General features: G+C 42.3%; 19 protein-coding genes. 14 read left to right on the top strand and 5 right to left on the bottom strand.

The features are described 5' to 3' along the window. The first annotated feature begins 229 nt into the window (after positions 1-229). The 5 genes from HMPREF9010_RS23445 to HMPREF9010_RS23465 all read left to right on the top strand — a co-directional run bounded on the left by HMPREF9010_RS23445 (position 230) and on the right by HMPREF9010_RS23465 (position 3928). On the top strand, positions 230-1369 hold the full coding sequence (locus HMPREF9010_RS23445) for a toll/interleukin-1 receptor domain-containing protein (RefSeq protein WP_004323776.1): 1140 nt from the start codon (positions 230-232) through the stop codon (positions 1367-1369). Positions 1370-1614: 245 nt separating this feature from the next. Continuing rightward, a complete protein-coding gene (locus HMPREF9010_RS23450) occupies positions 1615-2295 on the top strand; it encodes an energy transducer TonB (RefSeq protein WP_008646348.1) in 681 nt (226 codons plus the stop codon). A 107-nt stretch (positions 2296-2402) separates the two neighbouring features. Next, positions 2403-3026 (top strand): hypothetical protein, encoded by a 624-nt coding sequence (locus HMPREF9010_RS23455; RefSeq protein WP_008646346.1) that lies wholly within the window; start codon positions 2403-2405, stop codon positions 3024-3026. A 43-nt stretch (positions 3027-3069) separates the two neighbouring features. After that, positions 3070-3633, top strand: coding sequence for a cob(I)yrinic acid a,c-diamide adenosyltransferase (locus tag HMPREF9010_RS23460; protein WP_004302366.1), 564 nt, complete (start codon positions 3070-3072; stop codon positions 3631-3633). A gap of 73 nt (positions 3634-3706) precedes the next feature. Beyond that, on the top strand, positions 3707-3928 hold the full coding sequence (locus HMPREF9010_RS23465; RefSeq protein ID WP_002558131.1) for a DUF2795 domain-containing protein: 222 nt from the start codon (positions 3707-3709) through the stop codon (positions 3926-3928). A 92-nt stretch (positions 3929-4020) separates the two neighbouring features. Here the strand turns inward: HMPREF9010_RS23465 and HMPREF9010_RS23470 are convergent, their stop codons facing one another. From HMPREF9010_RS23470 to HMPREF9010_RS23480, 3 genes are read right to left on the bottom strand one after another with little or no spacing between them, the layout of a single operon-like run. Further along, complete coding sequence (locus HMPREF9010_RS23470) at positions 4021-5208, bottom strand: porin (protein ID WP_004296387.1); 1188 nt, start codon at positions 5206-5208, stop codon at positions 4021-4023. 15 nt (positions 5209-5223) lie between these two features. Beyond that, positions 5224-6282, bottom strand: coding sequence for an L-asparaginase 2 (gene ansB / locus HMPREF9010_RS23475; RefSeq protein WP_004296386.1), 1059 nt, complete (start codon positions 6280-6282; stop codon positions 5224-5226). A 34-nt stretch (positions 6283-6316) separates the two neighbouring features. Next, positions 6317-7627 carry an anaerobic C4-dicarboxylate transporter family protein gene (locus HMPREF9010_RS23480; protein ID WP_004302365.1) on the bottom strand — a complete coding sequence of 437 codons (1311 nt, stop codon included), beginning with the start codon at positions 7625-7627 and terminating at the stop codon, positions 6317-6319. A 178-nt stretch (positions 7628-7805) separates the two neighbouring features. Here HMPREF9010_RS23480 and aspA point away from each other — a divergent pair, with 178 nt between their 5' ends. Next, complete coding sequence (gene aspA, locus HMPREF9010_RS23485; protein WP_008646342.1) at positions 7806-9239, top strand: aspartate ammonia-lyase; 1434 nt, start codon at positions 7806-7808, stop codon at positions 9237-9239. A gap of 228 nt (positions 9240-9467) precedes the next feature. After that, positions 9468-10838: an FAD-dependent oxidoreductase gene (locus tag HMPREF9010_RS23490; protein ID WP_004310905.1), complete on the top strand. Its 1371-nt coding sequence runs from the start codon at positions 9468-9470 to the stop codon at positions 10836-10838. A gap of 937 nt (positions 10839-11775) precedes the next feature. Here HMPREF9010_RS23490 and HMPREF9010_RS0123920 read toward each other — a convergent pair. Continuing rightward, complete coding sequence (locus HMPREF9010_RS0123920) at positions 11776-12084, bottom strand: hypothetical protein (protein WP_022199847.1); 309 nt, start codon at positions 12082-12084, stop codon at positions 11776-11778. A gap of 35 nt (positions 12085-12119) precedes the next feature. On the opposite strand from HMPREF9010_RS0123920, the gene HMPREF9010_RS23495 reads away from it, so the two are divergent. The 5 genes from HMPREF9010_RS23495 (at position 12120) to HMPREF9010_RS23515 (ending at position 18311) form a co-directional block, all read left to right on the top strand. After that, positions 12120-12551: a hypothetical protein gene (locus tag HMPREF9010_RS23495; RefSeq protein ID WP_004310904.1), complete on the top strand. Its 432-nt coding sequence runs from the start codon at positions 12120-12122 to the stop codon at positions 12549-12551. Positions 12552-12751: 200 nt separating this feature from the next. Beyond that, complete coding sequence (locus HMPREF9010_RS23500) at positions 12752-13327, top strand: porin family protein (protein WP_004296378.1); 576 nt, start codon at positions 12752-12754, stop codon at positions 13325-13327. Between the two features lie 191 nt (positions 13328-13518). Beyond that, positions 13519-15975 carry a primosomal protein N' gene (gene priA / locus HMPREF9010_RS23505; RefSeq protein WP_004310903.1) on the top strand — a complete coding sequence of 819 codons (2457 nt, stop codon included), beginning with the start codon at positions 13519-13521 and terminating at the stop codon, positions 15973-15975. Between the two features lie 51 nt (positions 15976-16026). After that, the gene (locus HMPREF9010_RS23510) at positions 16027-17823 is read left to right on the top strand and encodes a DUF4091 domain-containing protein (protein ID WP_004310902.1); all 1797 of its coding nucleotides are present in this window, start codon (positions 16027-16029) and stop codon (positions 17821-17823) included. Between the two features lie 17 nt (positions 17824-17840). After that, the gene (locus tag HMPREF9010_RS23515; protein ID WP_004296375.1) at positions 17841-18311 is read left to right on the top strand and encodes a low molecular weight protein-tyrosine-phosphatase; all 471 of its coding nucleotides are present in this window, start codon (positions 17841-17843) and stop codon (positions 18309-18311) included. Here HMPREF9010_RS23515 and HMPREF9010_RS23520 read toward each other — a convergent pair. Continuing rightward, complete coding sequence (locus HMPREF9010_RS23520) at positions 18286-20358, bottom strand: HD family phosphohydrolase (protein WP_004296374.1); 2073 nt, start codon at positions 20356-20358, stop codon at positions 18286-18288. The two genes, HMPREF9010_RS23515 and HMPREF9010_RS23520, sit on opposite strands and share 26 nt — an antisense overlap. A gap of 94 nt (positions 20359-20452) precedes the next feature. Between HMPREF9010_RS23520 and gltX the strand changes: the two genes are divergently transcribed. Next, a complete protein-coding gene (gene gltX, locus HMPREF9010_RS23525; protein WP_004307566.1) occupies positions 20453-21970 on the top strand; it encodes a glutamate--tRNA ligase in 1518 nt (505 codons plus the stop codon). A 13-nt stretch (positions 21971-21983) separates the two neighbouring features. Next, entirely contained in the window at positions 21984-23207 is a 1224-nt protein-coding gene (locus HMPREF9010_RS23530) for a 3-deoxy-D-manno-octulosonic acid transferase (protein ID WP_008646335.1), read from the top strand. The last annotated feature ends 212 nt before the right edge of the window (positions 23208-23419 follow it).

Genomic DNA, 23419 nt, shown 5'->3' with positions numbered 1-23419 from the left:
TTAGGAACCATCACCGAAAAGATCTTTCGCTTTTGAGCGAGGAATGTCAGAAAACTATATTGTTCTTGAGTGTGCTGATGGAGGATAGAAACAAATATATTAATGTTTTTGATTTGAACAATAATATGATAGGCATGCAATTGCAGATATATCCCATGAATGTGTAGGAAAAAGAAAAAATAGTGGAATGTTATCAAATGTGGTTAATTTTAAATAGAAATCAGACGAAATGGCACACAATTTTTTTGCTTTTATTAGCTATCGTCATACGGACATTAAGGCGGCGAAGCGATTACAGTTTTTATTAGAATCGTACAATTTGCCGACAATGATTCAGAAAATGAAGCCGGAGGCACCTAAACGGTTTAAAGTCTTTCGTGATGCTGATGAACTGACGAGTGGTGTACTTAGTGACGAACTGCATCATAAATTGGATGAATCGAAATATCTGATTGTCATTTGTTCGCCGAATTCGGCACAATCGAAATATGTAGGGGAGGAGATTGCCTACTTCCGCTCGAAGGGACGCGAAAGAGAGATTATACCTTTTATCATTGACGGTATTCCTCATTCCAAAGATCGGGAATGTTTTCATGCTCAACTGACGTTAGGCGGATTGGAACTTTTGGGGATTGATGTGCAGGCGGAAAATTCAAGATTCCATGCGATACGTTTCCATCAAGCATTTATCCGTCTTGTGGCAAGAATGCTTGATGTGGACTTTGGCGTATTATGGAACCGTCGAAAGCATTTTCTCGTTAAGCTGGTCGCTTTGATGATTGTTGTTCTTTCCATTATCATCGGACTGGCAGTGAACGCAATTCATTCACGTCCTTTCGATTTAGCAGTGCAATTATCACAAACACCTTGCAAGGCTCTCCCACTTAGTGCCGATGAAACAGACAGTCTGTATCTGTTTCTAGGTGAAAATGATCTACGCACAGTGGTTCTAAAAGATTTGGATAATGCTGTTTTGTTTCCCAACATTCCGGGAAAGTATAAAGGACAGAATATGAGAATTGTTGCAAAGGCTTATGGTTGCTATGTGTTGGACACAATCGTATCTATTACTTCAAAGATGGCATTGCCTATTCAACGGAATCCTGAAACGTTTGGGCATATTCAATACTGTATTGTAGATAATGAAACGGAAAAGCAACTTATAGGTGTAACATTCGACTTTGGCTTTCTGAAAGTGAAAACGAACGATGAAGGTATACTCGATGTACTCATTCCAATAGACCGGCAGCAGGTGTCTTATCCGGTGAAAATTGATTATAACGGAATCTCTATGCATCTGACCTATTCTGGAGATTCATTGCAGGCGTCCGGTCATACTGGTCTTAGTACAATTTATGTTCAATATTGAGATATGAAAAATAGTGGTATAGAAACGTTTACTCATACTAAACTCACTAAAGCCGAATTATTCATAAATTTTATCCAAAAGAAGAGAAAAGAATAAAATAAACAAGAGACGTCGTAACAACCTATCCATAAAACGATTATATTTATTGCAGCGAGAGAGCACTTTAAGTAATGCTTAAGAGGAAAAACGAAAAGTAGTATATATACTATATATTTTCTATTATTAATTACTTAAACACATTTTTTATGGAAGCCAAGAAATCAAAAAAGGCTGCAATTGAGAATCAACGGGGTTCTTGGTTGTTGATGGGTTTGGTTGTTGCGCTAGCCTTCATGTTCGTTTCGTTCGAATGGACACAACATGACGTCAGAGTTGCAGCACTATCACCAGATGATGAATCCATCTTTGTAACAGAGCTAGTTCCAATCACATTCCCTGAAGAGAAACTGGAACCGCCTCCTCCCGAAACTAAGGTAACAGAATTGTTCGAAATAGTGGAAAACAATACGGAGGTGACGGATAACGTTTCTACAGTGTCAGAGGATATGAATGCAGTTCAAAACGTTATTTGGATACCCCCAGTGGTAGAAACAGAAACGGTAGTTGAAGACGTTATTCACGTAAGTGTTGAAGTCATGCCGGAGTTTATTGGAGGTACAGCTGCTTTAATGAAATATTTAAGTAGTAATATCAAATATCCAACGATTTCGCAGGAAACTGGTTCACAAGGAAAAGTCATTGTTCAGTTTGTTGTAGACAAAGACGGAACGATTTCCAATCCTGAAGTTGTGCGAGGGGTTGATCCTTATTTGGATAAAGAAGCTATCCGCGTGATAAGTTCTATGCCGAAATGGACTCCCGGAGTGCAAAATGGTAAGAAAGTACGAGTGAAATTTACTGTACCGGTATCATTCAGACTACAGTAGTAACTTGGAATAAATGAGTATGAGGGTCGGTTCTTTATGGGAACCGACCCTTTTTCAATAAAAAAATATATCTTTGTCGGGAGAATAAAAATACGAATGATTGTTTTATGAATCTTCTACTCTGTATAAAAAGACCTTTTATCTGGCTTTCCCGCTTTCGTTATCGTTGCGGATATGGCGTACATTCCCCTTTTGCTTTTAGCCTGATTACCGATGTGATTTATGAGAAGATGCCTTACTATGCCTATTCTTCTTTGAAAAAAGAACAAAAAAAGATGATAAGAGAGCGTGGGTGGACTAAAGGTTCTCAAAAGGTAAACCGTTTCCTGTTCCGGTTGGTGAACAAAGTGCAGCCTGCTACGATTATAGAAGTTGGGCGTCCTTCCTCCACAACCCTCTACTTACAATCCGCTAAACCATCGGCTTCCTACCTCTTTGCTTCCGACTTGTCGGAACTGTTTCTGGATGCAGACACTTCAGTCGACTTTCTGTATCTGAATGACTACCGGAATCCCGACTTACTGGAAGAAGTCTTCCGGGTCTGTGCACATCGCACCACTCCTAAAAGTGTATTTGTAGTCCATGGCATCTGCTATTCCAAAGAGATGAAAGCACTTTGGAAAAAGCTGCAGGCTGATGAAAGAGTAGGCATCACCTTTGACCTCTACGACGTCGGTTTACTATTTTTTGATAAAACGAAGATAAAACAGCAGTATATTGTCAACTTCTAAGAACCTTTGTACGTTTACCTTATAATAAGTAAAAAAGAAGATTATGAAAAAGAGCCTTGTATATACAAAGACCGGAGATAAAGGAACTACCAGTCTTGTCGGCGGAAGTCGCGTTCCAAAGACCCATATCCGTCTGGAAGCTTACGGAACTGTGGATGAACTAAATTCTCATTTAGGATGGTTGAACACCTATCTGCAGGATGAATCAGATCGTGATTTCATTTTGAGTATTCAGCATAAGCTATTTGCCATCGGTTCACATCTGGCCACCGACCAGGAAAAAACGCAACTGAAGGCTGCCAGCATCATAACTCCCGAAAACGTGGAGAATATTGAGCGGGAGATTGATAAGCTGGACGAACAACTGCCCGAACTTTGCGCTTTCATCATTCCCGGCGGGAGTCGTGGAGCAGCCGTTTGTCATGTTTGCCGTACTATTTGCAGGAGAGCCGAGAGACGTATTCTGGCTTTATCCGAAACTTGTACAATTTCTCCCGAAGTATTAGCATTTGTCAACAGATTATCAGATTATTTGTTTGTATTATCCCGAAAAATTAATTTTGATGAGCAAAATAATGAAATATTTTGGGATAATAGTTGGAAATGATAGATTTTATTATACTTTTGCCGAAAAATAGAAAACGAGACAAATTTAGTATTCATTTTAAATACTCAAGATTATGTATTGGACATTGGAACTAGCATCAAAACTTGAAGATGCTCCCTGGCCGGCAACCAAGGACGAATTGATTGATTATGCCATGCGTTCGGGTGCTCCTCTTGAAGTTATTGAGAATCTCCAAGAGATGGAAGATGAGGGCGAAATCTATGAGAGTATCGAAGATATTTGGCCGGATTATCCTAGTAAGGAGGATTTCTTCTTTAACGAGGAAGAGTATTGATTTAAAAAGACCGAACATATAAGAATACCCGATAACTGTTGTAAGAAGCTATCGGGTATTTTTTATTGTCAGCTCGGTTTCTTGCTTTAGGATTAGAATACAGGCATCTGCCAGATAAATCCTACAGAAATACGGTTAGTACTATAATTCTCCTGTCCCAGCACCTTGGCGCGGGAAGTGAAATCATACGAACGTCCCACGTAGGTAACAAAGAAGTGCAGATTGGTTTCCATCGGGTAATATTCGATACCGCCCAGATATCCCCAGGAAGTACGGTAATTTCCCTTCTCTATTCCCTCGGACGCCTTGCCTACGGAAGCCGTCTCATACATACCCTTCACAAAAACATTCCATTTCGGAAGAAAGCGGTAATTACATTTGGCAACAACCGAAAGATAGTTAGCATCAAAAGCGTTATGCCCGCCCGGACGACCTACGATACTGGTAATGATTCCTTTGCGGTCAATATCCTCTTTTGAATACATGAAATCGACAAAAGCATTCCATTTTCCAAGATTTAACTCGTTACCTAAAGCATAATAATACATATTGTGACTTTTGGCCTCGTTCATAACAGAAGCCGACCAACGGGTTTTAAATACATTATTGAAATTACCGTTCCAGTTCAATGTATAAACCAGTGGCATTTTGCCCGATTTCAGATCGGGGAGATTACCTTCGGCATCCTCTGTGATTCCGTAAGTATTATCGAAAGAACTGTTACGGCTGTTCAATATCTGCAAGTTAAGCTGCTGTTCGGGAGTAATGTTATAACCCACATTCAATCCGGTCATGAAATTACTCATGTAATCAATCATATCACTGTATTGATAGATGTCAATCGGATTCAGGTCGAACTCGATACCACCGTATGCGGCACATTGCTTTCCTGCAAAAAGACTAAACTGGTCATTCAGCTTGATACCGATTCCGGCATAGTCGATAGAAGTCGGGAGGTTATCAATCATGCCGTTTGCATCGTTCGAGCGGTTGAGGCGCTGACGATAGCGGTAAGACAGCCAGTTGTTGATATTTCCTTTGGCTTCGATACGAAGCTGGTGCATATTAAAGTCACCCTCCTGAAAACCATTCTGGAAATGAGCGTCAAAGCTCCCTTGCATATTCAGATAAAGATTGAATTTATCTGTTTTCTTTTTCACGTCTGTCAGCTCTTCAAACAGGGGAGTGTTCGGATTGAATTTCTCCTTTTTCTCTGTTTTTTGAGCATATATTCCCTGTATGCTACCCGCGAGGAGCAGCATGAATATCCATTTTTTCATAAGTAAGTCAGGTTTTTAGTATTCGTTGAAATATTGCTGAATCTGTTTCCAGTCTGTAGTTTTTGTTAGTGCAAGCATTAACAAAACACGAGATTTCTGCGGGTTCAGTTCCTGCGAAGCCACAAACTGATATTTGGCGTCGTCCACCTCTGCATCCAGTGTGGTAGGTCCGGTCGGGACACGGGAAGAACGAACGACAAGAATACCTTTTTGGCGGGCATCCGTCAGTACCGGGAAGATGTTCTGGTGAATATTTCCGTTTCCTACTCCTGCGTGGATGATGCCTTTGTACCCGTTGCTAAGCATCGGAGTTACCATATCGGCCTCAATGTTGGAATAGCTGTACACGATACCTACTTTAGGAAGCGCGTTCAGATGAGTGACATCAAAAACGGACTGGGTAGTATGTTTCTTTAGCGTTACTTGGTTGTAGAACACTTTTCCGTTCAGTACATAACCCAGTGCGCCGGAGTTGGGAGCCTGGAAAGTTTGTACATCGACCGTATTCATTTTAACCGTGCTCTGCGCTCCGAGGATCAGGCCGTTCATGGCAACCAATACCCCTTTGTCTTTCGATTCTTTTGCGGCTGCGGTAACAACGGCATTGTAAAGGTTCAACGGGCCGTCGGCACTTAGAGCGGTAGACGGACGCATGGCGCCTACTAATACCACCGGTTTGTCACTCTTGACAGTCAGATTCAGGAAGTAAGCAGTTTCCTCCATGGTGTCTGTTCCGTGAGTAATCACGATGCCGTCAATGTCCGGGCGTTTCAGTAGTTCATTGATTTTCTTGGCAAGCGTCAACCAAACCTGGTCGTTCATGTCCTGCGAACCGATTTTGACAATCTGTTCTCCGGTTACGTTGGCGATGTCTTTAATTTCAGGCACAGCATCGAGCAGTGCGCCGATGGCAACTTGTCCTGCCGTATAACTGGTTCCGGTAGCCGAGCTTCCCGTACCTGCGATGGTTCCTCCCGTAGCAAGAATATGAATATTCGGTTTTGCGGCGAATGCCATAGTTACGGAAAACAGTAGTGTGACTACTACCAGTCCAAAGCTTTTGAATTGTTTCATAACTGAATGATGTTTAGGTTAATAATATGATCTATTAGAATATTTGTATAAAAAGCAAACCTAGTGCAATAGCCACAACGGTCGATACCAGACCGGGCATCATGAACGAATGATTCAACACATATTTGCCGATTTTTGTTGTCCCGGTACGGTCGAAATTAATCGCAGCCACCACGGTAGGATAATTCGGAATAAAGAAATATCCGTTCACGGCCGGGAATAAAGCGATCAGCATATAAGGAGAAATCCCTAACGCAATGCCCAGAGGGACGAGTGCCCGTACAGTGGCAGCCTGGCTATATAGCAGGATAGACATCACAAACAGGGCGACACCGAACAACCACGGCATTTGTTGCACAATTCCCTGGATAGAGAGAGTCAGCTGTCCCATATTTCCCTGAAGAAAGGTATCTCCCATCCAGGCAATACCGAAGATGGCAATCACCGCCTGCATACCTGCCGGAAATACAGAACCTTGCGTTGCTTTGATCCCGTCTGTCTTCGTTACTAGCAGGATAATTGCGGCAGCCGACAACATCACGATTTCGATGATAGAAGACATTCCCAAGGTGACAATTTCCCCATCAATCAGGAAACTGGGGCGCATTCCTTCAAAAGAACCGAAAAGCACGATAAAAGCAGTTGCCAATATAAAGATGATAACGGAAATCATTGCCGAACGTTTGTTCTTGACACTTTTAATCTCCACCTTTTTATTGTTGAATAAACCTTCTTTCAATCTTTTCTGATATTCGGGATCTTCCACCAGTTCCTTACCGATTCTCATGGAAAACAAGGCGCCTACCAACACTCCAATGATGGTGGCGGGAATCGTAATTTTGAGAATGTCGAACAGGGTAATGTCGAATCCGGCTAAAAGTCCGAGAAGTGCCACGGTAGCGGCAGAGATCGGACTTGCCGTAATGGCCTGCTGGGAAGCGATGACGGCAATACCTAACGGACGTTCCGGACGGATTTTTGTTTCGGTGGCAACCTCTGCAATTACCGGCAGTACGGAATAAGCCACGTGTCCGGTTCCGGCTACAAAAGTAAAGAGGTAAGTCACCAGCGGACTAAGCAGAGTGACGTGTGAAGGATTTTTACGAAGCAAATGTTCTGCCAGTTTCACCATATAGTCCAAACCTCCGGCTGCCTGCATGCAGGAAGCGGCAGAGATTACGGCGGCAATCATTAACATAACGTCGATGGGAGGCGCAGTGGGCTGTAAACCAAAAACGAACGTGAGTATTGCCAACCCTACGCCTCCCATTACGCCAAGTCCGATACCTCCCAGGCGTGCGCCAATAATAATGGCTGTCAGAACAAATGCTAATTGTAATATCATAGATTGCTGTTTTAAATTCAAAAACAAAGGTAAGCGATTCTTCTCTTTGTATTTTCTTTTTCTTCTATTTACAACAAAAAAGTCTTTGAATAGTTTTTGCATATTTATTAAAACAATAACATCGTTGGTTGGTTATTATAAGAACTAACGAAAACGTTATTACTATAAAACAACCGATATGGAACAAAATTTATCAAAAAAAACTCGTACAGAGAGTGACCTGATAGGTAGTCGTGAAGTGCCGGAAAGTGCACTCTATGGAGTACAGACACTCCGTGGCATTGAAAACTTTCGCATCAGCAAGTTTCATTTGAATGAATATCCTTTATTCATTCAGGCATTGGCCATTACGAAGATGGGAGCCACCATTGCCAACCGTGAACTGGACTTATTAACTGAAGAACAAGCGGATGCTATCTTGAGAGCCTGTAAAGAAATACTCGAAGGAAAGCATCACGAGCAGTTCCCCGTAGATATGATTCAGGGAGGAGCCGGTACGACCACCAACATGAATGCCAATGAAGTGATTGCCAACCGGGCATTAGAACTGATGGGGCATCAGCGGGGAGAATATCAATTCTGTTCGCCTAACGATCACGTCAACCGTTCACAATCTACCAACGATGCTTATCCTACAGCCATTCACATTGGACTGTATTATACTCATTTGAAATTGGTTAAGCATTTGGAGGTTCTGATCGAGTCTTTCCGGAAGAAAGCGAATGAGTTTGCACATGTCATCAAAATGGGGCGTACCCAATTGGAAGATGCCGTACCGATGACTCTTGGGCAAACCTTTAATGGCTTTGCAAGTATTTTGTCACATGAAGTAAAGAACCTTGATTTTGCTGCACAAGATTTTCTGGCAGTCAATATGGGAGCAACAGCCATTGGAACAGGAATCACTGCCGAACCGGAATATGCGGAGAAGTGCATTGCCGCTTTGCGCAAGATTACGGGATTGGATATCAAACTAGCAGACGATTTGGTGGGAGCTACTTCGGACACTTCCTGCATGGTAGGTTATTCGGGAGTGATGAGGCGTATTGCTGTTAAAATGAATAAGATATGTAACGACTTGCGGTTGCTGGCTTCCGGTCCGCGTTGTGGATTGGGAGAAATCAATCTGCCGGCAATGCAGCCGGGCTCATCCATCATGCCCGGAAAAGTGAATCCGGTGATTCCTGAAGTGATGAACCAGGTGGCTTACAAGGTAATAGGAAATGACCTTTGTGTGGCCATGAGCGGTGAAGCAGCTCAAATGGAACTGAATGCAATGGAGCCGGTGATGGCACAATGCTGTTTCGAGTCTGCCGATTTACTAATGAATGGTTTTGACACTTTGCGCACCTTATGCATCGACGGCATTACGGCTAATGAAGAAAAATGCCGGAGAGATGTGCATAACAGCATTGGAGTAGTGACAGCCCTGAATCCGGTGATCGGATATAAGAACTCTACTAAAATAGCCAAAGAAGCATTGGAAACAGGGAAGGGAGTTTATGAACTTGTTTTGGAACATAACATTCTTTCCAAGGAAGACCTGGATACTATCTTAAAACCGGAAAATATGATTAAACCGGTGAAGTTGGACATTCACCCGAATCGTTGATTGATATATAGTAAGTGGAGATTGGTTTAAGATGAGATATCGCCGGGCAAATCATTGATCTGTTCCGGCGATTTTTGATTATTTATTACTTTGACCTTATACGGGAATAATTGCTAATTCATCCGGCGAAATGGTTATTGTTTATTACTTCGAAAGCGACGAACTTTGCAATATCATTCGTTGTTAACCTAATAAGCAAGTCTTGAACCCATTAAAAGTTATATAGATATGAATGCATTTGATGTTATTATTATCGGTTTCGGTAAGGGAGGAAAGACCCTTGCGGCAGAGTTTGCAAAACGTGGGCGGAAAGTTGCCATTGTTGAACGTTCTGATAAAATGTATGGAGGGACGTGTATCAATATCGGATGTATTCCGACAAAGACGCTAGTTCATCAGGCTAAAATTGCTTCCGGCATGAAGAATTCGACGTTTGAAGAAAGAAGAGAGTTTTATCGCAATGCTATTGCTGTGAAGGAGTCTGTGACAAGTGCGTTGAGAGATAAGAATTACCATAATCTGGCAGATCATCCTAATGTAACAGTTTATACAGGTGTAGGTTCTTTTGTATCTGCCGATGTGGTTTCCGTCCGTACATCTACTGAAGAAATATGGTTAACATCAAAGCAAATAATTATCAACACCGGAGCGGAAACAATTATTCCGCCTATTGAAGGAATTGCGGACAATTCTTTGGTTTATACCAGTACTTCAATCATGGAATTAACCGATCTTCCCCGTCGGCTGGTTATTGTTGGCGGCGGTTATATTGGTTTAGAGTTTGCGTCTATGTATGCTTCGTTCGGTTCGCAGGTGACGGTGCTTGAGAGTTATCCGGAACTAATTGCTCGTGAAGATCGTGACATTGCTGCAAGTGTAAAGGAAACATTGGAGAAAAAGGGTATTGTTTTTCGGATGAACGTGAAGGTACAATCTGTGCGGCATGTTGAAAATAGGGCTGTCGTTGTTTTTTCTGACTCACAAACAGGTGAAGCGTTCGGACTTGAAGCTGATGCTGTCTTGTTGGCTACGGGGCGCAAACCCAATACGAAAGATCTTAATCTGGAAGTTGCCGGAGTGGAGACGGACGCACGTGGAGCGATCATTGTGGATGAATATCTGAAAACAACTAATCCGAATATACGTGCCGTGGGTGATGTGAAAGGTGGTTTGCAGTTCACTTATATTTCATTGGATGATTATCGGATTATCTGTGAAGATTTGTTTGGAGATAAGGAGCGGAAAACAAGTGACCGTAATCCGGTTGCTTACTCCGTATTTATTGATCCTCCAATGGCGCGTATCGGATTGAATGAGGATGAGGCTCGTAAGCAGGATTTGGATGTGATTATCAAGAAATTGCCTGTTATGGCGATACCGAGAGCAAAGACATTGGGAGAGACGGACGGTCTGTTGAAAGCTGTCATTGATAAGAATACGGGAAAAATAGTAGGTTGTATGCTGTTTGCGCCTGATGCCGGCGAAGTCATCAATATAGTTGCCATGGCAATGAAAACAGGTCAGGATTATACTTTCCTGCGTGATTTCATCTTTACTCATCCCAGCATGAGCGAAGCGTTGAATGATTTGTTCTCATAGAGTAGTAAGAATACGTCTTTCTAGTCGCATACGCTGTGTGTGGATCATCCTGATTTCAGTTGTCGGGTAAGTTGTGTTTTCCTCGTGATTACTGGTTGGCTAATTTCCGGTCAGCAGCTTAAATTTGTTTTATAGCTTCAAATAATTTGTTTAGAGGCTTGAAACAATCTGTTCGCAGGCTTGAAACTAAAGTTTCCCCTATGGGGGAACAATGGTTTCCTTACGGGGAAACTATAGTCTCTCACCGGGAAACTGTTAGTATCATTATATGAAACTGTCATTCGTCCTATTGGAAACTGGAACTTTCCTAATGGATAAGCCATTTGCAATCTTATTATGGTATGATGCTTTCATCTGTATCTATACGCTCGTTTCACCTGTTGTTTCAGATGATATTAAACCATTGATCAGGTATTATCACTCCATTTCCCATGTGTTAATACCTGATTTTTCAACTATTAATGGCTGAAGTCTACAGTGTTAATACTTGAGGTGATAGCTGTTAATACTTCTTGCGGAAATAATTAATGTTCAGTATATCAGATGATAACAGTTTGTTGTAGGTGCAGATTAGTGGAAGCGCTTACGTGATGGCAGGGTGAGGGTAAAAGTTACCCTCACCCTGCCATCATTTTTTTACCCTCACACCTGTAATGCCGATGAATAAAGGGATTGAACCAATGGGTGAGGGTGTGAGGGTAAAAACTGCTATAACTTTTATTTGTGAGAAATATTTCCATAATCAAGAACGAGAAGTAGAGCCGTCTTTTGTCAGATTCATTTTAATACATAACTTCCAGTATTTATTTCCATATTTCGACTGCGTTTCAAAAAAACATATATCTTTGCCGTACGCTTTCAGCCCATCAGCGTGATGGAATAGGCAGAAGGCGGTTTTTATTTCCATTATGGAGTAAAAGCGTATTATCTCTCGATCTTAGAAATAGCCAATCCAAACAAAGAGAGATGATACGGTAGATACTCCACGTGAACGGATGTATATCAACATATTCGTAAGAGATGTGTTATATATAAACGATTGACGTGGGTGTCTGCTGTTATCATTATCTTTTGTGCGGGTGTAGCTAGCCTTAAGATCGGATAATGGTACAGCAGCATCTGCGTCTTTCTTGTATTCGGCCGGTAATAAATTGCCCCAATTTAACCTAGCCAATCCCCACCCGGCAGACTGCAAAAAAGCGTGGATGCCCGTTGTGCTAATATACATGAATAAAATATTATTCATCCCTTATTTGTATCACACATGAAAAAACAAACGCTATGGCACAATGGATTAGTATAGAAGAGGCAGCCGCAAAGTACGGATTCGAGACAGAATATATCTGGGTCTTGATAGAGATGCGAGAAATCACTGTGGACTACGAAAGGTCGGGCATCGACATCATCAGTGATGACAGTGTTCAGGAGTTTATGAGTCGAAATGAAAAAGGGGCTACCTTGATGTATATCGAAAAACTGGAACGATATTGCATAGATAAATCAAAACTTTGTTCAATATACCTATCACTTTTAGGAAAACAGGACAAAGAAATCACAAGATATAAAGCAGCCGGAATTCTCTATGATACCTTACAAATCAAATGGCTGAAACAATGTGACCGGTTGCGGAAGTTGGAAAAAGAACTCGTCTTGGGGCAGACTACTTGCTGTACCTGTTGGCTGAAAAGAATCTGTATGAAAATCAGGAAGTAAAATCGGATTAATTCAATACTTATTTGCTAAAATATCAATTGCTTCATAACCGTACCAATTAGATAAAATCGAACTTATAAGAAATTCTTATTAGTTCGTCAGGAGGGACAACGACGTCTTTAAATGAACAAACAACCAATAATTTGTGTTTATTTAATCTAAATATATATCTTTGTCCCGAATTATAAACACGTAAATTTATGAAAAAGATTTTTGGTGCTTTAATGATTGCTATATGTATAGCTATGGCAATGCCTGCTCAGGCGCAGATACACTTTGGTGTAAAGGGAGGTTTGAACTTGTCAAAGGCGAGTTTCTCTAATGTGAGCGAAAACTTTAAAAAGGATAATTTCACAGGTTTCTTTATCGGTCCGATGGCCGAGTTTAATATTCCAATCGTAGGGTTGGGAGTAGATGCATCTTTGCTTTTTGCTCAACGGGGTATCAAAGTTTCAGAAGGGAATGATGATATTACTGTTAAACAAAACGGTATTGATATTCCTGTAAACCTGAAATATACCATTGGCTTGGGAAGTCTGGCGGGTATTTATCTGGCTGCAGGTCCTGACTTTTATTTCGATTTTGAAAAGAAATCGGGAATTGATAAGAAGAAAGCTGAAGTAGGTATCAATGTGGGTGCCGGTTTGAAGTTGCTGAACCATTTGCAGGTGGGTGCTAATTACAATATCCCATTGGGTAATACTGCTGATATTGAAGGAACAAATGCTTCTTATAAGACTAAGACTTGGCAAGTATCTGTGGCCTATATTTTTTAAGTAGTCTATCACTTTACATAGTATATGAAAAAGAGTTTCCGATAACCGGAAACTCTTTTTTGTTTGGGATTGTCCTGTTGCGCTCTCGAATATATTTCTTCCAATTCTCGTATGAAGTAGAGTTTTCTTTTTAAGTGTTCTCTCTCCCTTCTTTTAAATCCCCATTTTTTTATTGTATTTTTGTAGCTGCAATGAAAAAGTATGTAGATGTCATATTACCGCTTCCGCTTCCGAAGAGTTTTACTTACTCTTTGCCGGATGAATGTGCGGAAGATGTGAAGATAGGCTGCCGTGTGGTAGTTCCTTTCGGGCGGAAGAAGTTTTATACGGCTATCGTCCTTAACGTTCATTATTGTGCTCCAACGGAGTACGAAGTGAAAGATATATCTGCATTGCTGGATGCTTCTCCCATTCTGTTACCCGCTCAATTCAAATTTTGGGAGTGGATAGCTGATTATTATCTCTGTACACAAGGCGATGTCTATAAAGCGGCACTTCCCTCCGGCCTGAAACTGGAGAGTGAAACGATCGTTGAATATAATCCTGATTTTGAAGCGGATGCGCCATTGCCGGAACGTGAGCAACGTATTTTGGATTTACTTGCCGTAGATTCGCAACAGTGCGTCACTAAACTGGAGAAGGACAGTGGTATCAAAAATATTCTTACGGTCATCAAGTCTTTGCTCGATAAAGAAGCGATTTTCGTAAAGGAGGAGTTGAGGCGTACTTATAAACCTAAAACAGAGGCACGGGTTCGGCTTGCGGGTACAGCGGATGAAAAGCGGCTTCATATCCTGTTTGATATTCTGTCTCGTGCTCCGAAGCAGTTGGCATTACTCATGAAGTATGTGGAGTGTTCCGGCGTTTTAGGAGCGGGAACTCCGAAAGAAGTCTCCAAGAAAGAACTGTTGCAGCGGACTAATGTGGCTCCTTCTGTATTGAATGGATTGGTGGATAAGAAGATTTTTGAAATCTACTACCATGAAATCGGGCGGTTGGATAAGCAGGAGAAGGAGATTGTCGAATTAAATCCTTTGAATGAGTTTCAACAGCGTGCATTTGATGAAGTCGTGCAGTCTTTTCAGGAGAAAAATGTCTGTCTGCTTCATGGGGTAACGTCCAGTGGTAAGACTGAAATTTATATCCATCTGATAGAAGAAGCGATTCGTCAGGGAAAGCAGGTGTTATATTTGTTGCCGGAAATTGCATTGACCACTCAAATCACGGAGCGTTTGCAACGGGTCTTCGGTGCTCGTCTGGGTATCTATCATTCTAAGTTCCCTGATGCCGAACGGGTTGAAATATGGCGGAAGCAACTGGGAGAGAACGGGTATGATATTATTCTGGGTGTTCGTTCTTCTATTTTCCTGCCTTTCCGAAATCTGGGATTGGTGATTGTGGACGAAGAGCACGAAAATACGTATAAGCAACAAGATCCCGCTCCCCGCTATCATGCGCGTAGCGCGGCTATTGTACTGGCCGCCATGTACGGAGCTAAAACCCTGTTGGGTACGGCCACTCCCTCTATCGAGTCATGGCAGAATGCAAGAGAGGGAAAATATGGTTTCGTACAACTGAAAGAACGATATAAAGAAATCCAGTTGCCGGAGATTATTCCGGTGGATATCAAGGAACTGCATCGCAAAAAGCGGATGGTCGGACAATTCTCGCCACTTCTGATACAACATATGAAAGAGGCTTTGGAACAGAAAGAACAAGTGATTCTTTTTCAGAACCGTCGTGGGTTTGCTCCGATGGTGGAGTGTCGTACCTGTGGTTGGGTGCCTAAGTGTAAGAATTGCGATGTAAGCCTTACCTATCATAAAGGAATTAATCAATTAACCTGTCACTACTGCGGTTATACGTATCAACTGCCGAAATCCTGTCCTGCCTGCGAGGGAACAGAACTGGTGAACCGTGGTTTCGGTACGGAAAAGATTGAAGATGACATCAAAATCCTTTTCCCGGAAGCTGCCGTAGCCCGGATGGACTTGGATACTACACGTACCCGCTCGGCTTATGAGAAGATTATTGCAGACTTTGAGCAGGGAAAGACGGACATATTGATTGGTACGCAAATGGTATCAAAAGGGTTGGATTTCGATCATGTCAGTATAGTAGGTATATTGAATGCTGATACCATGTTGAATTATCCTGATTTCCGTTCCTATGAACGTGCTTTTCAGTTGATGGCACAAGTAGCGGGACGTGCCGGACGTAAGAACAAACGCGGACGGGTGGTATTGCAAACCAAGAGTATCGATCATCCTATCATTCATCAGGTCATTGCCAATGATTATGAAGATATGGTAGGCGGACAATTGGTGGAACGTCAGATGTTCCATTATCCTCCCTATTACCGGCTGGTATATGTTTATCTGAAAAATCATAATGAAGCGTTGCTGGATCAGATGGCGGCAGTGATGGCGAATAAGTTGCGGGCTGTATTTGGCAATCGGGTATTAGGTCCGGATAAACCTCCTGTTGCCCGTATCCAGACTTTGTTTATCAAAAAGATCGTCGTCAAGATTGAGCAGAATGCCCCGATGGGACGTGCACGGGAATTGTTGTTACGTATCCAGCGCGAGATGTTGGCGGACGAACGCTATAAATCTTTGATTGTGTATTATGATGTAGACCCTATGTGATTTAATAATTTTCCCCCATATAATAACCTTTAATCATTTAATTAACTAACCATGAAACGACTTACTATTTTTTCTCTGACTTGTCTCTTTAGCGTGGGTGCAGTTTTTGCCCAGCAGGGAGTAACTCAATGTGGTGTTCCGACAGGACAACCGAAGTTCCCTTTACTGACTTATCAGGAGTTGCCTGATCCTACTGCACCTTCTGATAAAGAGTGGGCAGCGGTGACTTCCACTCAAGTCTCTTGGGGTACAACAGATACCCGGTATGCGAAACATCAACTCCCGCAGTTGAAGAAACAACAGACTGTTTCCCTGAAAGGCTGGCGTGGCGAACGTGTGAACGCGCAAGCTGTTGTGTGGACAGGCGTAGAACTGAAAGACCTGAATTTCAGCTTTGGTGATTTTAAAGACAAAAAGGGAAATGTTCTTCCCAAAGATGCATTTACAGGTGGTTTTGTCCGTTATGTGATGACGGATGAATTGAATAAGGATGGGAGAGGTGCCTGCGGACACCGGAAGTCCATAGATTATGATTCATTATTGGTGGCCGATCCTATTGATACCAACCTGAAAACGATGGCTTTGCCCGCTCACACTGTTCAACCGGTTTGGGTGCAGTGCTGGATTCCTCAATCGGCTACTCCCGGAACTTATCAAGGGGAGTTGTTAATCAATGACGGCTCGCGTTTATTGCAACGCCTGAATCTCGAAATTACCGTTTCTTCCCGTGAACTTCCTCAACCTTCGGAATGGGCTTATCACTTGGATTTATGGCAAAGTCCTTATGCAGTGGCACGTTATTATCAGGTTCCTTTATGGAGCCAGGAGCATTTTGACGCTATGCGTCCTTTGATGAAAATGTTGGCAGATGCCGGACAGAAGATTATCACGGCTACTTTGACACATAAACCCTGGAATGGTCAGACAGAAGATTATTTTGATACAATGGTCACCTGGATGAAACGGGCAGATGGAACATGGGCTTTTGATTATACTATCTTCGACCGTTGGGTGGAATTTATGATGAGTGTAGGCATTGATAAACAGATTAATTGTTACTCAATGGTTCCATGGGAATTGTCATTCCAATACTACGATCAGGCAACCAACTCTCTGCAATTCGTGAAAACTGCACCGGGTGATGCGGCTTATGAAGAAATGTGGGGAGCGATGCTTGCCTCTTTCTCCAAGCATCTGAAAGAAAAAGGATGGTTTGATATTTGTGCTATTGCAATGGACGAACGTCCGATGGAAGTGATGCAGAAGACGTTGAAAGTGATTCGTAAAGCTGATCCGGATTTTAAAGTATCGTTGGCCGGGAACTATCATGAAGAAATTGAGCCCGATCTATATGATTATTGTATTGTTATCGGACAGAACTTCCCGGAAGAAGTGCGTCTGCGTCGTGTTGCCGAGAACAAGCGTACTAATTATTATACCTGCTGTACGGAAGCCCATCCCAACACGTTTACTTTCTCTGATCCTGCAGAAGCAGCCTGGATGAGTTATTATTCATCTAAGAAACATCTGGATGGTTATCTGCGTTGGGCATATAACAGCTGGCCATTGGAACCACTGCTCGATTCCCGTTTCCGTAGTTGGGCAGGCGGAGATACTTACCTTGTATATCCGGGAGCTCGTAGCTGTATTCGTTTCGAGCGTTTGATTGAAGGAATACAGGCGCATGAGAAGATCAATATCCTTCGTCAGGAATTTGAGAAAAAAGGAAATAAGGCCGGATTAAAGAAGATAGAAAAAATGCTTGCTCCGTTCAATTTGGGTAGTATGCCGGAAATCCCGGCCGCAATAACCGTGAACCGGGCCAATCAGATACTGAACTCTTTTTGAGAAACAATCATGTATATATGAAGAAAATATTATTTGTCTGTTTAGGAAATATCTGCCGTAGCTCTACGGCTGAAGGCGTAATGCTTCATTTAATAGAAGAAGCGGGACTGGAAAAAGAATTTGTGATAGATTCTGCCGGAATCCTGTCTTATCATCAGGGGGAATTGCCGGATAGCCGGATGCGTGCTCATGCAGCCCGTCGCGGTTATCAATTGGTGCATCGTTCTCGCCCCGTCCGTACGGAAGATTTTTATAATTTTGATCTGATTATCGGTATGGACGACCGGAACATAGATGACTTGAAAGACAAAGCTCCTTCTCCCGAAGAATGGAAGAAGATTCATCGCATGACGGAGTATTGCACCCGTATTCCTGCAGATCATGTACCCGACCCCTATTATGGAGGGGCCGAGGGGTTTGAATATGTACTTGATGTTCTTGAAGATGCTTGCGCAGGTTTGCTTACTTCTTTAACTCAGGATAACTGATCCGGGTGTGATAAGCAATCTTTAGTTTTTCTTTGAACACAGCTTTCACTGTTGCTATATCCTTGAAAGTGATAGGACATTCTTTAAAGTAACCTTCAGTGACCTGGGAATCGATAATCTTATCGACCAGGTTGCTGATTGTTTCTTCTGTATATTCCGGAAGACTGCGTGAGGCAGCTTCTACGGCATCCGCCATCATCAGGATAGCCTGTTCTTTGGTGAACGGATTCGGGCCGGGATAGGTGAACAGTTCTTCATTCGGCTCTTCGTCCGGATGCTCGTTCTTCCAGGAAATATAGAAATATTTTGTTTTCCCCCGTCCATGATGCGTGCTGATAAAGTCCTTGATGGCTTTAGGCAGATTGTGTTTATCGGCTAACTTCAATCCATCCGTCACATGACTGATGACGACCTGCGCACTTTGTTCGTAATTCAGGTTCTTATGCGGGTTAACTCCTCCTGACTGATTTTCTGTGAAAAAAGCAGGGTTTTCCATCTTACCAATATCATGATACAAAGCTCCTGTACGTACTAACTGGCTTTTAGCTCCAATACGGATGGCTGCTTCTGCAGCAAGATTGGCCACTTGCATGGAATGTTGGAAGGTGCCCGGAACCGTCTCGGACATTTGCCGCAAAAGGTCATTATTGATATTCGAAAGTTCTACCAACGTTACATTGGAAGTAAATCCGAAAGTCTTTTCCAATAAAAAGAGTAAAGGATAGGTGAATAATAACAGAATTCCATTGATGATGAAGTAAGTGTACATTCGTATGTTCAACTTCGAGAAGTCGGTGGAAAGACCGTTCTCTGTCATCAATTCGAAGGCGAAGTAAATGGCTGCATAAGTCAGTATAACCAATAAAGCCGTCCGGAAAAGTTGGGACCTTTGCGATAGCTCTCTTAGACTGAATATCGCCACCAATCCTGCTGCCAACTGTGTCAGAATGAATTCATGCGGAAAGCGTAGGGATATGGAGCATATCAATATAGTGATGACATGCGTCAGGAAAGCAGTCCTCGAATCAAGAAAAACACGGATGATAATGGGTAGCATCGCGTACGGGATGATATACACATTAAATAGATTATGTGTTACCATAAAAGCGGTTATGACACTGTAAAATACAATCAACGTGAATAGCAATGACAGACTGCCTTTTCGTTGATAGTAGTCTTTTCGGAACAGGTCGAGATAAAGCATAAAACAAAGCATCAGCATTCCTACAAACAGAATCTGTCCGCCGAGAATCAGACGGTTCTGTCCCATGGACTCATTCCGTTTGATGGATTCTTTGCGTAATGACTCCAGGATATTATAGGTATGCGGGCTGACGATTTCCCCCCGGTCGATAATCTTTTGCCCGCTGACTACTAATCCGTTTGCCCAGGAATAGTTGTTCAGGATTTCTTCTTTGGCAGCCTGGGTACGTTCCTCGTCAAAGGTAAGGTTGGGGGTGATGTATTCGTTCAGGGAGCATTGCCTTAAAATTTCCCGGTTGAAATGAGTAGAGTCTGCTGACAGCAAGTGCTCATAGGCTTTTTTTACCGTGTAAAGATTCTCGGTAGCCTGTGGATTAGCCAGTTTGTCATCAATCACCATGACAGATGAAGTGCTGTCTTTGTGAAGCAGCTGTATATTCTCTGTCGAAACGATGCCTGCCTGATAGATTTCTTTTAAAGTGCGCTCAATGTACCGCAAATAATCGATGGAAGGGAGAATACCTTTCAGATTCGTATGGTAATTCTCTTTCAGCTTGGCGATTGCGTCTTTTTCTATATTTTTATCCAGTTGATAATAAGGTTGGAAGAAAGCCATCAGGCTATCTTGTTCCCTTTTTACCACTGCATCCTCTTTATAAATAGGAAAGTCGAAAGTAGCGATCAACTGTCCGTATTTCCAGGGCTTGTTGATGTCGAACTGGTAATTGAATTTTCCGTCACGTGGCAGGAAATAAACAATCAGCGCCACAGTGCCTACAAACAGCAGTGATTTATATAGTAAATCTCTCCATGAAAATCTTTTTTTCTTCTTCAAATGTTCCATATCCACTGAAATTTTTGCGAAAAGTACAAAAAAAAACAATAGTGTGGAAAAAAAGGTTTAATTTTGCCACGATTTACCTATACTAACCCAAATTATGGCAGAAAGAAAAGTAAGAGTTCGTTTTGCTCCAAGTCCTACGGGAGCATTGCACATCGGTGGTGTGCGTACAGCTTTGTATAATTATCTATTTGCACGTCAACACGGCGGAGACTTGATATTTCGTATTGAAGACACTGACTCTAACCGGTTCGTTCCGGGAGCGGAAGAGTATATACTCGAATCTTTTAAGTGGTTAGGTATCCACTTTGACGAGGGAGTGAGCTTCGGTGGTGAACAGGGTCCATACCGTCAGTCGGAGCGCCGCGAAATCTACAAGAAATATGTGCAGATTTTGCTGGAAAATGGAAAAGCTTACATCGCTTTTGATACTCCGGAGGAGCTGGACGCTAAGCGTGCTGAAATTGCTAACTTCCAATATGATGCATCTACCCGTGGTATGATGCGCAATTCATTAACTATGCCGAAAGAAGAAGTGGATGCACTGATTGCTGAAGGCAAACAATATGTTGTTCGTTTCAAAATCGAACCGAATGAAGATATACATGTAAATGACCTGATTCGTGGCGAAGTAGTAATCAACTCATCTATTCTGGATGACAAAGTGCTTTATAAATCGGCTGACGAACTGCCTACTTACCATTTGGCAAATATCGTGGATGACCATTTGATGGAAGTTTCCCACGTGATTCGTGGTGAAGAATGGTTGCCTTCCGCTCCTTTGCATGTGTTGTTGTACCGTGCTTTCGGTTGGGAAGATACGATGCCGGAATTTGCTCACCTGCCTTTGTTATTGAAACCGGAAGGTAATGGAAAATTAAGCAAGCGTGACGGTGACCGTCTCGGATTCCCTGTATTTCCATTGGAATGGCACGATCCGAAATCCGGAGAAATCTCTTCTGGTTATCGCGAATCCGGTTATTTACCCGAAGCTGTGATTAATTTCCTGGCTTTATTGGGATGGAATCCGGGTAATGATCTGGAAGTGATGTCGATGGATGAATTGATTAAGTTGTTTGATCTTCACCGTTGCAGCAAGTCGGGAGCTAAGTTCGACTATAAAAAAGGAATATGGTTCAATCATCAATATATACAGCAGAAACCTAACGAAGAAATTGCGGAACTGTTCTTGCCTTTCTTGAAAGAACAAGGCGTAGAGGCTCCTTTCGAAAAGGTAGTGACTGTGGTTGGCATGATGAAAGACCGGGTAAGTTTCATTAAAGAACTGTGGGATGTATGTAGCTTCTTCTTTGTGGCTCCTACCGAATATGATGAAAAGACGGTGAAGAAACGCTGGAAAGAAGATTCTGCCAAATGTATGACCGAATTGGCAGAAGTGATTGCCGGTATTGAAGATTTTAGCATTGAAGGACAGGAAAAAGTCGTTATGGACTGGATTGCAGAGAAAGGTTACCATACCGGTAATATCATGAATGCTTTCCGTCTGACATTGGTGGGTGAAGGAAAAGGCCCGCACATGTTCGATATTTCCTGGGTATTGGGCAAAGAGGAGACGATAGCTCGTATGAAACGAGCGGTAGAGGTTTTGAAGTAATCGACACAGTACTATGCTTTACGACCTGGCAATAGTCATTTATGACTTTATCGTCCATTTGGCTGCTCCGTTTAGCCGTAAGCCACGGAAGATGATGAAGGGGCATTGGGTGGTGTATGAACTCTTACGCCAACAAGTGGAAAAAGGGGAACAGTATATTTGGTTTCACGCTGCTTCACTGGGGGAGTTTGAACAAGGACGCCCTCTGATAGAAATGATTCGTGAGAAATATCCTAACTATAAGATATTGCTGACATTTTTTTCTCCTTCCGGTTATGAAGTGCGCAAGCATTATCGGGGGGCGGATATTGTCTGCTATCTGCCGTTTGATAAGCCGAGGAATGTGAAGAAGTTCCTGGATATTGCAAATCCTTGCATGGCGTTCTTTATCAAATATGAGTTTTGGAAGAATTATCTGGATGAGCTTCACAAGCGCCGTATTCCGGTATATAGTGTGTCGTCTATTTTCCGTCGCGAACAAATATTCTTTAAATGGTACGGTGGCACTTATCGCAATGTCTTGAAAGATTTCGATCATCTGTTTGTTCAGAATGAGGCATCCAAACGTTATTTGTCGAAAATCGGCATCAGTCGTGTGACAGTAGTGGGGGATACCCGTTTTGACCGTGTACTGCAAATCCGCGAAGAGGCTAAAGAGCTCCCGTTGGTGGAGAAGTTTAAAGGAAACAATTCTTTTACTTTTGTTGCCGGAAGTTCATGGGGACCTGATGAGGATTTATTCCTCGAATATTTCAATAATCATCCGGAAATGAAATTGATTATTGCTCCGCATGTGATCGATGAGAATCACCTGGTTGAGATCATCGGTAAACTGAAGCGTCCGTATGTGCGCTATACCCGTGCCGATGAGAGGAATGTATTGAAAGCGGATTGTCTTATTATAGACTGCTTCGGACTGCTGTCCTCTATTTACCGCTATGGTGAAATAGCTTATATAGGCGGTGGTTTCGGGGTAGGAATCCATAACACCTTGGAAGCGGCTGTATACGGTATTCCGGTGATTTTCGGACCGAAGTATCAGAAATTTATGGAAGCCGTTCAATTGCTCGAAGCAAAAGGTGCCTATTCTATCAAAGACTATGATGAGCTGAAAACTTTGCTGGATCGTTTCCTGACAGATGAGGCGTTTTTGCGGGAAACCGGAACGAATGCCGGTTATTATGTGACTAGCAATGCCGGTGCGACGGAGAAGATTATGCACATGATTAATTTCTAAATATGTAGTGTAGATCAATGTGAATTCGATATAAGAGGGCAATACAAAACCTTAATAAACAAAGAATCACCTTTATCACAATTATCTGTGGTAAAGGTGATTCTTTGTTTATTAAGGAGCTTTGGCACACTTCTCATTGCTTTCGGCTCTTTGTCAAATTGGGTGGTAAATCCTTTAGAAAAACAGGCATCTACTGAATTATATAAATGAAT

Source organism: Bacteroides sp. 3_1_23 (genome assembly GCF_000162555.1).
In the GTDB taxonomy this organism is placed as follows: Bacteria; Bacteroidota; Bacteroidia; order Bacteroidales; family Bacteroidaceae; genus Bacteroides; species Bacteroides ovatus.
This window is presented reverse-complemented; position numbering and strand designations above follow the sequence as displayed.